The sequence below is a fragment of the Hymenobacter artigasi genome (genome assembly GCF_012275535.1).
GTDB lineage: Bacteria > Bacteroidota > Bacteroidia > Cytophagales > Hymenobacteraceae > Hymenobacter > Hymenobacter artigasi.
Genome location: NZ_JAAVTK010000015.1, coordinates 74,151 through 86,450, shown reverse-complemented (window position 1 = coordinate 86,450; position 12,300 = coordinate 74,151). Strand labels below are relative to the sequence as shown.

The window sequence follows — 12,300 nt, the reverse complement described above, 5'->3', positions numbered from 1 at the left end:
TGCACGCGCGGGTCCGTTAAATGGGCAAAGGAAGCGAAAGGGTCCATTCCCGAAACTAGCCTACGACCAGCTTACTTTTGGTGCGGAAGCCCTACTTGTTTGAGAAGATGTGAACCCAGAGTGCAGTTGAGCAGGTGGGTATTCCCAGAAAATACACGTGGCGGTTTTTTACAAAAAATGCACGGAGTGGTTTTCGTAGCAGGCCGGCTGTTTGGTGTTTTTGATTGCACTGGCGGCAAGTGAAACGGCTGTTTTCCAGAGGCTGGGCTGGCTGGACTTTCAAGCACAGGAGCCTTCGTGAAAAATGGAAGAGTAGCAGGGTAAGGTGTTTTAGTGGAGACCGGAGAGTTGGGAAAGTAAGGGATAACCGATGTTTGGCGATTCGGGGAAGAGAGAGGGTGGACCGTTTTGTTGGGAGGCCCGGCTTGTGGCATTCTTGCTTTTTTGTTCTTTCTTCTCGTCCTTGATTTGGGGAAGTTTGTCAGAAAATCGTTGGGGCCAAATAGTCTGCTCGGACAGGTTGGTTCAATGGTGTCTTGATTCGATTGAGCGGATTCTGCTTCGGGCTGGTGAAGGGCGTAGCGGATTTTTAAGAAAATCATTGCCGGTTAAATCGTGCAAGATGTTGACTACAGTAAGGTTTGTCCGGAGCGCACATTACAGAACAAACCGAGGAATTCAATGGGGCTGGTGACTCTGGGTGGCGAGATGGGGGATGGGTACGATGGGTAGCGGATTCTATGGCTTAGGTGTTGCGGTCTTGCGGATTTCCCGGACTAGGAAGACATCGTTAAGGAAAACGGGGAAGCCAAAAATGGACTTGGTAGAGCAGAAGAGATGATGCTAGTGCGGGAACTATTTGGAAATTGAGGCAGTGTAGAGTAGCTTTCAAACGATGTGCGTTTTTAGGGCAGCGGGGGAGGAAGCTCTTTCTGGTAGGTCTTAATTTACTTACAGGTAGCCAGACATGTAATTAACGCTCAAAACCCTCTTCTCTTTAATTTCTTTTGGTCGCAAATACCCTTATTCACTTCATCTATGCACCCGCTTCCGGACCCTTCTGCTCAACCTTCTGCTTCGCCCAATGATGTCCCAGCGTCACCGGGAGTTGCGTCTAGTAATCAACCCGAACCGACTGGCAATCCGTTAAAAAAAGCATCCGATAAAAAGGGCGGGCGGCCAGCAAAGGACCCACAGGAAAAGCTAACGAAAGTGACGATGTACGTTTCGCCGCGCGTTTACGTGCGGCTGTATGAGGGCGCGGGCGTCCTCGAAGTAACCATCTCAGAGTTTGCTGGCGGCCTAGTGGAGGGCTTACTGACCCGGCGTAAGGTTAAGTTTCCTAAGCGAAGCCACCTGACCCTGGCGCAGGAAAACCAGTTGACGCAACTGGCCGGGGGAGTAAATAATCTCAATCAACTGGCCCGGGCGGCCAACCGCGATGGCTATGCCGTCGCCGCCCTGGAAGTGGAGAAAGTGTGCGACGAATTGCGGGGTCTCTTGAGCAAAATGGCCCGCTTATGAACACCCGCAACGTCGTCGGTAAACAGTTTCGGGGCCTGCTCCTCTACCTGCACAACGGGCCGCGCGATGCGCCCCGCGACAAGCAGCCGGAAGTGTTGCTCGCGGTTGGCGTTCGCGAAACGAGCGCGTCCGAGATGCTCGAAGACTTCAACCGGCGGCGGCGTCAGAATCCGAGTTTGGGCAACGCCGTCTGGCATACGGCAATCAGTTTCAACCCGGCCGATGCCGCCCGGCTCGACAGTGCGAAGATGCTGGAAATTGCCGAGCGTTGGGTGGAGGAGATGAAGCTGAACAAGACGCAGTACGTTATCATCCGCCACCATGACCGAGAGGATAATCAGCACGTGCACATTGTAGCCAACCGCGTTGGCAACAATGGAAAGACCGTGGCCGATAACTGGAATTTTCTGGAGGCGCGGCGTATCAATCAATTGCTGGAAAAGGAATTTAACCTGACGCCGGCTCGGGGGAGCAGCCAGCCGGAATTGCAACACCCGGAGCGCATCGAGGGGCCGGACCGGGCGCGGGCGGAGATACGCCAGGCCATTGGTCGAGCCGTACACGCGGGAGTGACGGAGCGCGGGGAACTGCAGAAGATACTCCGGGCGCAAGGCATCGAGTCGCGCGAATTCGTCACCAAGGCAGGCGTCGTGGCAGGCATCAGTTTTGAAAAAGACGGGCATCGGTTTAACGGCAGCGAGGTCGCGCGGGACTACGGACTGGCCGGCCTGGAAAAGCTACTGGTCCGGAATCGGGAATTGCACCAGGAGCAGGTGCGCCAGGAGCAGATGCGGGAGGCGGCGCGGCTGGAAACAATGGCGGCCCTTACGCAAACCCGGGACTCGGGCTTGAACTCCCCGGCGCAGTTTTTTTATCGCCTGCGCACGCAGCCCTACGACCTGATAAGCGACCCGCAGATGCACCAGCTGACCCACGTGCGTCACCGGGAAAGCCAGGAACTGTTTGCACTAGCTGCGGTACTGCCCGGCGGGCCGGAGGCTCCGCCCTTGGCCGACCAACTCAAGATTGCCGTCGAATTGGAGCAGCGGCAGGTCACCACTCGGCAACAGGAAGAGGCGGCCCGCAGCTGGGCGCAGGGACGGGCCCATATAGAAACGGTAATCGCGCACGTGCAAGAGGCGCCGCTCTTGTCCAGCCGTGCCGAACTGACCGAGCGGCTGCAACTGGACGGAATAACGTTGCTGCCGCCGCCGGCACTGGGGCAGGTGGAGCTGTTTCGCCTAGAGGTGACCGGGCAGCTTTATCGCGAAAAGGAAGTCCTGCGTCAGGGAACGGTGGCGGACTTGTTGGCGGATGCCGATGCGCGCCGGGCTGCCCGCCGCGAGGCGGCGTGGGAGCAGACGTGTGAGGCGGTTGCCCAGACTCTGTTGGCTCCGAAGACCCCGCTTACCAGTTACGAAGATTACCAGCAACAAGTGGAAACGCGTGGGTGTGCGTTTCGGCAAGAACCTGGTAATGTCCTAAAAATTGAGCACTTGGAAACCGGCGAACGATTTGCTGTGAAAGAGGTGCAGTTGGGTGGCCTAACCGCCCCCGCGCTCGCCACCCAGGTGGGCGCCGTCGTGGCCGACCAACAGCAAGGCCAGGCGCAGGCGCTCCAGCAGTTGGAACAAGTGCTGGCGGCGGGAAACTTTACTAATCGGGCCGAGTACAACGAGCAAGTGCGAAAGCAAGGGTACCAGGAGGTAACAGGGCTGGACGGCACCGCCCGGCTGTTGCATGTGGAAAGCCACCGGCATTTCCCCCGGGTTGACCTGCAACCCAATGGCCGGGATGAGGACACGCAGGTAACCGAAGTTATCGCTGCCCATCAGGCGGAACGGATGCGCCCTCCCATCGAAGCAATGCCTACGCCGGTGGTGCAGCCGGTGGTGCAGTTACCGGAACGGATACAAGGGCAAATAGAAGTGTTTGCTAGCTTGGCGCTAACAGCGGCCCAGCGGGCGAATAACGTACAGGCGGCCCTTGTGGAAGCTGGCGCTTTGGTTACTCTCACGAATCCACCGGCCATCGGAGCAGCAGGAAGCATTATTTTGACCTACACCCACCCATTACACGGAGCGCAATTGGATGAAGTAAACGCAGTGCTGGTGAAGGTTCAAGACTCGAAAGGCATGACAGTGCGGGAACACATCCCTGGCCTCGGCCATTCACCAGCCGAATGGCCGGTGCGAAGCGGAGAATACGCGCAGGCTACGGTCGCCTTTGCCGACTCCGCAGCCATTCAGGCAGCGGCACCCAATGGGTCGGTAACGGTGCTGCTGCAGCAAACCGGAGCCGTTGCCCGGGAGGTGCCCAGTGCGTCTGCCAGGGCGGTGGAGCTGGAAGTAGCCTACCATACGCAACGCGCGGATGTAAAAACCTTGACCGTGCTACTTGATAAATGGACGCACGAGGAACCGGCCATCGAAGTGCGGGAAACAGACCGGTGCCGAGTAGCCCGCGGCGGCAAATCCCCCGCTCCGGAGAAAGGGGTTGAGTACGGGGACTGAGCCGGGTGAGCGCGACGAATGTGACTGACAAGCGCTACATCGGTGGGGAAACACTGTTGCCGCTAGCAATAGGTGGCGGTGCTGGCCACGAAACGAGCGTCTGCTATGAGGGGTGCTTCAGTGGGCTGTAGTGGCTTAAATAAGCCCGCGCCTCCCGATAGCAGGCTTCGTGCTTGCCCGCCTTTTCCACGACCACGGCGTAATAGCGGCAGGCGGCAGCTACATCCTGCTGCTGGGCCGAAAGACGGCCCAGGGCCGCATTTGCGAACACGTAGTAGCCCGTTGTCGCCTGTACCGTTTCGCAGAACACCAGGCAGCGGCGGTAGTAGTCCGCCGCCTGGACTGGGTCATGGTCGCGGGTTTGCATCAAATAACCTAAATGGTAGGCCGCCACGCGCCCACTGGTGGCTTCGTAGCCGGCTCGGCCCTGGTTGAGCTTTTCCAGGATGTCCCGGCTGATTTGCTCGCAGGCGGCAAAATCCCCCTGGGCAAAGGCCTGAGTGGCGTAGCTGCGGGCAAAACAGGCGTTGTCGGGAAAGTCCCGCGCCAGGGACCGCGCCGCAACCAGGGATTCGGCGGGCCGGTGTTCCCGCGCGCTGCCCAAAATGCGCATTTGGAAGTACCGGGCCTCCGTGCCGGTGTAGAAGCCTTGTTGGGCTGCCGTATTGAGTTGGGCCAGGCCCTGCTGCTGGTTGCCCTTGGGAAAGAAGAGCAGCACGGGCCGCAGCCAGGGATACTCGTCGGCAATCCAGACGGCGTAGTAATTGAACAGGCCCTCCCCGAAGGCAAACTCGGGGCTCAGCCCGTTGGCCGCGCGGCTCTTTTGCAGGTAGGTCAGCGAGCGCTTGCTGCTCATCGTGGCCTTGCGCCAGTCGTTGCGCTCGGCGTGCAGGCGGGCATCGAAGCCGTAGGCCGCGGCCAGGAAGAAGGTGGCCTCGTAGTTCTGGTGGTCGGCGTCGTAGAGGCGTTGGGCTTTGACGATGGCCGTGTCCAGGTAGGAAAAGAACACCCGGTCGTACTGGGTGCTCTGCGCGTTGGAGGGCATGATTTTCCACCACGTGCTCAGGCCCAGCAGAAAGTAGGGCATCGGGTGCTGCGGGTAGCGGCGGCGCAGGGAGCGAAACTGCCGCTCGGCCTTGTCGAACTGGAAGTTGTACAGGTTGTGCACGGCCCCGTCCAGCTCGGTCTTGATATCGGGGTTGAGCAGCAGCCAGCCTTTCGTGTCGAGCGCCTGGGGCGCGACCGCGACGCTGTCCAGCGCCACTGTCGCCGGGGGCGGTACCGCCCGGGCCGTGTCTAGCCGTTGCGCCCAGCCCGCCGGAGCAGCGAGGGCCAGCAGGAATAAGCCAAGCGCCAGCCGTAAGGTGGTAAATGCGGCCCGGCCCGGGGAGCGTAGCGGCCGGCTATTTAAGCGTCGTTTCATGGTAAAAATAGGCCTGGTCGTTCGGGTCGCCGCGGTATTGGCGCAGCCACCAGCAGGGGTTGCGGGTGGCGAAGCTACGCCGGACCACGAGACCGGTACGGGACTATTTTAGCAGTTTGGCCTTCTGCGCGTCGTATTCGGCCTTGGTGAGTACTTTCTGGTCGTAGAGCTGCTTGATTTTGAGCAACTCATCGGCCGTGCTTCGGAACGAGGCCACGCTGGCCGGAGCTGCCGCGGCGGAAACGGCGGCCTGGCGGGTGTTGGCGGTGACGATTTCGCCGGCGTCTTCGGCCGCGTTCAGGTCCACGCAGCTGTTGAGGGTGTTGGCCTTGACGACGGCCACGGTTTTGTTGCCGTAGTTTTTGGACGGCTGGAACCGCAGGTCCTTCACCCGCACGGAGAGGTTGCTCATCTGGGAGTTGAAGTTGATTTGCGGGCTGCCCGTGAATACGTTGGCCGGCACAAACACATACTGAAACTCGCCGCTGGGCAGCGAGCCACGGCCCAGGCGCAGCGTGTCGCCCACGTGCACCACGGTGCCGGCCGTGGTTTTGAATTCCGGGACGGACTTGCCCACAATCTGGGCCTGTAAGGGGGTGGATTAGAGGCAAACGGCCACCAGGCCGGGCAGGAAACGTTTCATAAACAAAGGGTAAGGAATGAACCGGAGGGTACCGTGCGGGATGCGGTGGTAGTTTGGTGTGCGGGGGCTTACTGCGCGTTCTCGGCTTTGAGCTTGGCGCTGGCCCGGGCGGCCAGTTCGGCTTCGTAGGGCTTGCTCAGCACGTCCAGGCGGCCTTCCCGCCCAAAGCCGGCGGCTTTTTCCGCGTATACGGCCCGGGCCCGGCTCCCCTCCCAGAAGAGTTGGGCCTGGCCCTGCGCCAGCCCGGGGCCGAACAGGTAGTTCGCCTCCGGCCGCAACACGGCCGGGTCGCCGAGGGCCACGAAGGCGCAGAATTTGCCATTGAGAAAGGAGTAGAGCTGGGTGGGCACCTGTGCCCGGTGCTTGCCGAACCAGCCGGTGGTTCCCTCGCTGGTGTAGGTCTGCGTCGGGCTAACCGGTACGCCCGGGATGGCCGGGAGCAGCCGCAGCTTGGGAAAGGCGCTCAACGGGTCACCAAACTTGTGGCCTGCGATGCCATCTAAGGAATCGATTTTGCCGCCGAAGGGAAAGGCGGGCGAGGGAGAGGCAGGGGCATCCGCGGGCACTGCGGCATCCGAAGCGGTGGTGGGGCTTGGCGACGAGCAACCCGCCAGCAGTCTGCCGGTCAGGAGCAAAAGGGCAGCGGGGCCGAAAACGGAACGAGAGGAAACCGACATGGGCTAAAAAAGGGGAAGGGTGAGGCGGGAAATATAAGGGGGCACGGGACCGGGCGGCGACTGGGAGTACACTCACCTGAGGCCCGGTACGCTGCGCCGAACCAGGAACAGCCGTTACCCGGGACCCGACACGCCGCGGGCGCGGTCCAGCGCCGCCAAGCGCGCAAGTAGGGCGGCGCGGGCCTGTTTCGGGTCCGTGCCGTCGTCCTCGCGCGGGTCCGGGACCTTGGCCCAGTTCAGCTCGTCGGCCTCGGCGCGGGTCCGGAGCAGGCCGGTGACCAGCTGGTAGACTGCCGGGCCGCTGGCCTGCGGGTGGGCTTCCATTTCGGTCAGGGCACGCAGGAGCTCGGCCGGGCAGCTCATCGGCTGCCGGGTAAAAAAGAGCTTGCCCCGTCCATGCCCCGCCCGGGCGTTGACGATGGCCGGCAAGGCATCCAGGTGTTGCACCAGGCGGGCGAGGTCGTGTTCGTCAAGGGAGACGGATGTTGGGGCCACCCACAGGTCGGGTTGCAATGCTCGAATCGCGTTGGCCCACGTTCCCTTCACTAGTGGGGGGAACTGCGGCCCCACTGCTTGCCGGACGGTGTCCAGGGCCTGAGTGACCTGCGCGGGAGAGGCCTGTGAAAAGGGCACGCATACGGCGGTTGGTTCGGCGGAAATAGGGGTGGGGGACTGCATGAAGAGGGAGAGGTGAGGACCCGGGAAGAGCCGCAAGTTACAAGAAAATGTGTGATTGTAATCATATATGATTACAATGGGGTTGGTTTTTGGTTCCAGCTTGCCGGGGTGAAAAACGAGCTGGTTTTGCAGGCCTTCGGCCAGCACCTGCGGCGGTTGCGCGAGGCGCGGGGCTGGAGCCAGCAGGCGCTGGCCGACGTGGCCGACGTGTCCAAACCGACCATCTACCGGCTGGAGACGGCGCGCTATTCCGTGACGCTCGACGTGCTGGCCTCCCTGGCCCAGGGGCTGGAAATCCCGCTCAGCGAGTTGATGCAGTTTCCCGTGCCGCCGCGCTCCAGCGCGGACTAACGGCTGGCTCGCAACAGTGCGTCCCTGGTCAGGCAACTCGGCGGACCATTGGCCCGGGGAACAGCTGCTTCGCAGGGCCAGGACCGGTTCCCGGGACGAGGCCGCCGGGGCTTCCAGGGAATTTGAGGTGGTTCAGCAGGCGTTCGATTTCGGCACTGTCCGGCCAGGGCGGCGCGCCCGGCATGCCCGGTACGAGGGGCGGCGCGCTGGCCAGGTTCCAGCACCAGGCCTGGACCACTTGCTCGGCAAGAGGGCTAGGGTGGGCCAAGCGGCGGAGCAGCGCATCGAGCCGGGGGCCACAGGCCGTGGCACCCGCCGCTACTTCGCCGAGCGCCCAGACGGCCAGTTCGCTGGCCTGCAGGCTGTGCTGGGCCAGGTGCAGGGCCGGTAGCCCGTAGAGCGGTGGGTCCAGTACGGGCAGCTCCGGGCTGGCAGCCAGATGCTGCGCGAGTTGGGTCAGGTCGGTTTCAGCCAGGGCCACGACGGAGCCCCTGAGCCACAGCTCGGGTTGGTAGTTGGCCAGGGCACGGGTCCAGGTACTGGCGCGCAGGGTGGGAAAATGAGCCCCGAGCCGCTGTTGCAGGTAGTTGCCGGCCAGCGTCCGTTGCGCCGCCGTGGCCCGGTGATAGGGGAGGCGCTGGCCGGCTGGCGGGGCGTGAAATGGGAGATAATAGGGCATAGCGAGGTCATTGACGCGTGAATAGCGAAGCTTGTAGTATCATCAAAAGAGGGGGGCGTGTTCGCATCCCTGGTAGGGCGGGCAGCCGGGGGAGGAGCCGAGGGATGCGCTGGGGATTAGGATGCGGTGGGTTCACCGGTTAGGGACTGGTCGGGCCGCGACGGGCTTCGACCCCGCAACGTCTCGCTTTCCTGCCAGTCCTGGCGCAGCTGCCGGGCCTCCGCTTTTAGCACCTGGCGACGTTCGCGCAGGGCTTGGCCGAGCAGGTCGATGACCTGAACCCCTGCCCCCCGCTCGATGGGAACGGTCAGCGTCCGGGTGGTGGAGTGCAGGGTGATGGCCACGAGACCTTCCAATTCAAGATTGAGCAACTGGTGTTGCTGGGCTTGGGCTACTTTGCGGGCCCGGCGGACTTTCCGCAACTGTTTGCTATACCACATGGCCGGCCGGTTAATTGGTGCGCGAAGAGTTGGTTCGCTGGCACTTGCCCGAGGCACTTAGCATATTGGCTAACCAGAGGGCTAGTTGCCCGGCATCCTCACATTCGTGCACGTGGTGGTCAGCCAGTAGTTGCTCTTCGGGCGAGAAGAGCGGGTTGCCGATGATTACGGCAGACAAAGCGTGGCGGAGTTGGCCAAGCACAGGTTGCCCGGTTACATGTGTTTTCATGTAATTTTGTGGTGTGTATGGTGATAGGGCTTGCCGGCCCTGTTACTTGTTTAAAGGTCATCCCTTGCCGGGGATGGCCTTTTTATGTTACAAATGTAAAGACAAATCAATACAAATCAATCTTTGTTCTACAAGCGAGTAAGCGCCGTCTTTATGCCTTAATGGAGTATTGTATATTTGCGGCATGCCAGAGGAAGCGTCATCCAAGACATTAATCAACTTGCGCGTTGACCGCGAGCTAGCGGAAGCTGGCAAAGCGTTAGCCAAGAAGCGCGGTGCAAACCTGTCGACGCTGTTGCGAATGCTATTGATAAGAGAGCTAGAGGCTGATAAAGCTGCAATCAAGTGATATGCCACCCTCTTGCAACGGCTATAGTTGACTCCTCTAGTCGACTGACTTATAATACTTCTTCTTGTCATTTTGCCGCTAGCGTATTCTTGATTGTATTAAAAGTGTCAAGTTTTTACACGTATAAACTTGACACTTTTCATGGGTTTCGCTGTTTCTTTATCGAACCACCCGCTATTCGATGTCAAATACCGCGCAACGTATTCGTGCTAAGCTTGACCAACTGCCGCCAGGCCAGCCCGTGGGCTACGCTGATTTCGTGCGCGAGCCATCGGAGTTCGGCGCGGTGGCCGCTGCCTTGAGCCGGCTGAGCAAGTCCGGCGAGCTGACCCGCTTAGCCAAAGGCCGCTACTACCGGCCCGCCAGGGGGCGCTTTGGTCCCGTAGCTCCTACCCAGGCGGCCGTGGTGGCCGCCGTGGGGGCGGCTCCTGGTCAGCCTGCGCCGTACCCCACCGGCTTGGCTGTTTACAACGCGCTGGGGTTGACCACGCAGGTGCCGGCAACGCTTACGCTGGCCACCACCCGCCCGCGCCGCCGCCTGCCGGCCCGGCTGCGGGCCGTGGTGCGCCCTGCGCCGGAACAGGCCAGCGACGTACCCCTGCTGCAATGGCTCGAAGTACTGCGCGACGTGCGCCGCATCCCCGATACCACGCCCGACTGCGTGGTGGCCCACGTCCTTGATTACCTCCGGGAGCTACCCGCCCCGGCCCGCCGCCGGCTCACCGCGTTGGCGGCCCGCCAGGCCCCACCGCGGGCGCGCGCGCTGCTCGGGGCGCTGCTGGAAACCGTGCCGGATGCCGCCGGGGCTGCCCGTCTGCGGGCCACCCTTAATCCCCTGACTCATTATCGCCTCGGCCTCGGCGCCGCGGCCCTGCCCAACCGCGCCGCATGGAACATCCGATGACCCTGCACCACGACCCATTGGCCTTCGCTGACGCCGTGGCTGCCACCGCCCAAGAGTTGGGCCTGGCTACCGTGCTCGTGGAGAAAGACTATTGGGTGAGCTATGTGCTGCGGGCGCTGGCTGATTCGCCCTACCGCGACCAAGTGGTGTTCAAAGGCGGCACGGCCCTGTCGAAGGCGTACGGGCTGGTGGAGCGATTCTCCGAAGACGTGGACCTGGCCATCGCCGGCACTGAGGGCTGGACGGGTGGGCAAATCAAGAAGCTGATGGACCAAGCCGCCCGCCAATTGACTCAGGGCCTCGAAGCCGACCCCGGGGCCCCCGGCACCGTGCGCGGCAGTCACTTTCGCAAAACGTCGCACCGCTTTGTGACGGCCCATGACCCAACCGCGTTACTGCCGCAGCTGCGGGCCGGGGCCGTGCTGCTCGAAATTAACGCTTTTGCCCGGCCCCACCCCAGCCAGCTCCGGCCCGTGCAGTCCTACATCGGTCAGGCGCTGGCCCGTCGCGGCCAGTTGGCGGCGGTGGCCGAATTCGGTCTGGAGCCATTCGAGGTCCTGACCCTGGCCCTGGAGCGCACGCTCGCGGAGAAAATACTGGCGCTGGTGCGCGCCGGCTACGCGGCCGACCCGCTGGCCGAGCTGCAAGCCAAAATCCGTCATGTCTACGACCTGCATCAATTGCTGCAACAAGCGGAACTGAAGGCGTTTCTAGCCGGCGCGGACTTTGTCGAATTGCTGGCTGAGGCTCGCGCCGACGATGCCCGCAATCAGGAGTTTCAGGGCGATTGGGCGGCCCGGCCGTTGGGCGAAGCCGCGCTGTTTAGCGATGGCGGTCGCACCTGGCAGCGTCTTGTGCCCACCTATCAGGGAGTGTTTCGGCAACTGGTGCACGGGTCGCTGCCCGCGGCCTCTGCGGTTGCCGATACCCTTGCCCTCATCGGGGCCCGGTTGCAACAGGTGTCCTGAAGTCGGCACGCGGGCATACGCATTCCGACCGCATTACCAGGTGGCGTAACGTGCAGCAAAAAGTGCGTTAAACTGAATAGGCCAATTGGATGGAATGAAACTACATCGGGCGCACTTCACCGATGAGCTGCCGCACGAGCTTGAGCCCCACCCGGGTCAGCAGGATGTGGGGCCATGTTTACCCCCGGCCGAACAAGCGACCTGCCGCCTGACCGCGCTATACGGCCGCGCAGTTGCGACGCGCGCTGGTTTACCAGGCATCGGTGAAGGAGCTAGACGAGCTGCTAGAGCACTGGCCATACGAGCGAAACCACATTCTCTATCTGCTGGCCACGCACGAAGCCTTAGTGCAACGCGGCGGCCGATTGCCGACGAATCCCAGTTGCTTGATGGGTATGAGCTGCGCCAGTGTAAAGCGTTATCGGCGGAAATTTACTGAAAATTAGGCTACCCTTCTGCGGCCGCTCCGTCGCGTGGCACCGCGTGCCGAAGCACGGTAACGCCTGCTTGCCCAATTACAGGGTGCTTGGCGCTGTTGACAACGGCAGGTAATACCTCGGGGTCGGAATGGGTGATGGCCGGGTCGTCGACCAGGTCCCGAACTTCGAGGGCCAGGGCGCGACTCAGAGAGATGAGCAAGTCCAGGGTCGGGGCCAGCTGGCGCAGTTCAATGCGCTTGATGGTGGACTGCTCCACGTTGGCGATATCGGCCAGTTTCTGCTGGGAATAGCCGCAGGCCTGGCGCAGCAGCCGGAGCCGGTTGGCAAATACTTGGAGACCGGCTGGATTTTTCACGAAGCAAGGTGTGTCTCCAAACGGGGGCAATTAAGGGCGTATACGCCCTTAATTGCCCCCGCTGTCGTATCATTGCATCCGTTGCAGTCCTTTTCACCACCTTCCTGGTATCTGTCCCCTGTCTCCT

Annotated in this window: 13 protein-coding genes; 5 read left to right on the top strand and 8 right to left on the bottom strand. The window is 61.8% G+C overall.

What is annotated here, in order from left to right:
- Nucleotides 1-1,038 precede the first annotated feature (1,038 nt).
- Nucleotides 1,039-1,524 (top strand): MobC family plasmid mobilization relaxosome protein, encoded by a 486-nt coding sequence (locus HBN54_RS19620; RefSeq protein WP_168674925.1) that lies wholly within the window; start codon nt 1,039-1,041, stop codon nt 1,522-1,524.
- A complete protein-coding gene (locus HBN54_RS19615; RefSeq protein ID WP_168674924.1) occupies nt 1,521-4,037 on the top strand; it encodes a relaxase/mobilization nuclease domain-containing protein in 2,517 nt (838 codons plus the stop codon). The genes HBN54_RS19620 and HBN54_RS19615 overlap by 4 nt, the downstream gene beginning before the upstream one ends.
- A 103-nt stretch (nt 4,038-4,140) precedes the next feature.
- Here the strand turns inward: HBN54_RS19615 and HBN54_RS19610 are convergent, their stop codons facing one another.
- The 4 genes from HBN54_RS19610 to HBN54_RS19595 all read right to left on the bottom strand — a co-directional run bounded on the left by HBN54_RS19610 (nt 4,141) and on the right by HBN54_RS19595 (nt 7,458).
- Nucleotides 4,141-5,460 (bottom strand): tol-pal system protein YbgF, encoded by a 1,320-nt coding sequence (locus HBN54_RS19610; protein WP_168674923.1) that lies wholly within the window; start codon nt 5,458-5,460, stop codon nt 4,141-4,143.
- 103 nt (nt 5,461-5,563) lie between these two features.
- On the bottom strand, nt 5,564-6,037 hold the full coding sequence (locus HBN54_RS19605; RefSeq protein ID WP_210428123.1) for an SHOCT domain-containing protein: 474 nt from the start codon (nt 6,035-6,037) through the stop codon (nt 5,564-5,566).
- Between the two features lie 134 nt (nt 6,038-6,171).
- Nucleotides 6,172-6,780: a hypothetical protein gene (locus HBN54_RS19600; RefSeq protein WP_168674922.1), complete on the bottom strand. Its 609-nt coding sequence runs from the start codon at nt 6,778-6,780 to the stop codon at nt 6,172-6,174.
- A gap of 114 nt (nt 6,781-6,894) precedes the next feature.
- Complete coding sequence (locus tag HBN54_RS19595) at nt 6,895-7,458, bottom strand: hypothetical protein (RefSeq protein WP_168674921.1); 564 nt, start codon at nt 7,456-7,458, stop codon at nt 6,895-6,897.
- A gap of 51 nt (nt 7,459-7,509) precedes the next feature.
- On the opposite strand from HBN54_RS19595, the gene HBN54_RS19590 reads away from it, so the two are divergent.
- Nucleotides 7,510-7,809, top strand: coding sequence for a helix-turn-helix domain-containing protein (locus HBN54_RS19590; protein ID WP_210428122.1), 300 nt, complete (start codon nt 7,510-7,512; stop codon nt 7,807-7,809).
- 28 nt (nt 7,810-7,837) lie between these two features.
- Here HBN54_RS19590 and HBN54_RS19585 read toward each other — a convergent pair whose 3' ends face one another.
- The 3 genes from HBN54_RS19585 to HBN54_RS19575 all read right to left on the bottom strand — a co-directional run bounded on the left by HBN54_RS19585 (nt 7,838) and on the right by HBN54_RS19575 (nt 9,106).
- Nucleotides 7,838-8,488 (bottom strand): hypothetical protein, encoded by a 651-nt coding sequence (locus tag HBN54_RS19585; RefSeq protein ID WP_168674920.1) that lies wholly within the window; start codon nt 8,486-8,488, stop codon nt 7,838-7,840.
- Nucleotides 8,489-8,604: 116 nt separating this feature from the next.
- The gene (locus tag HBN54_RS19580) at nt 8,605-8,928 is read right to left on the bottom strand and encodes a hypothetical protein (RefSeq protein WP_168674919.1); all 324 of its coding nucleotides are present in this window, start codon (nt 8,926-8,928) and stop codon (nt 8,605-8,607) included.
- Between the two features lie 10 nt (nt 8,929-8,938).
- On the bottom strand, nt 8,939-9,106 hold the full coding sequence (locus HBN54_RS19575) for a hypothetical protein (protein WP_168674918.1): 168 nt from the start codon (nt 9,104-9,106) through the stop codon (nt 8,939-8,941).
- A 581-nt stretch (nt 9,107-9,687) separates the two neighbouring features.
- Here HBN54_RS19575 and HBN54_RS19570 point away from each other — a divergent pair.
- Together HBN54_RS19570 and HBN54_RS19565 are read left to right on the top strand one after the other, a co-directional pair.
- Nucleotides 9,688-10,410: a DUF6088 family protein gene (locus tag HBN54_RS19570; RefSeq protein WP_168674917.1), complete on the top strand. Its 723-nt coding sequence runs from the start codon at nt 9,688-9,690 to the stop codon at nt 10,408-10,410.
- Nucleotides 10,395-11,378: a nucleotidyl transferase AbiEii/AbiGii toxin family protein gene (locus tag HBN54_RS19565; protein ID WP_168674916.1), complete on the top strand. Its 984-nt coding sequence runs from the start codon at nt 10,395-10,397 to the stop codon at nt 11,376-11,378. Before HBN54_RS19570 ends, HBN54_RS19565 begins: the two co-directional genes overlap by 16 nt.
- Nucleotides 11,379-11,825: 447 nt before the next feature.
- Here HBN54_RS19565 and HBN54_RS19560 read toward each other — a convergent pair whose 3' ends face one another.
- Complete coding sequence (locus HBN54_RS19560) at nt 11,826-12,173, bottom strand: helix-turn-helix transcriptional regulator (RefSeq protein ID WP_168674915.1); 348 nt, start codon at nt 12,171-12,173, stop codon at nt 11,826-11,828.
- Between the last annotated feature and the right edge of the window lie 127 nt (nt 12,174-12,300).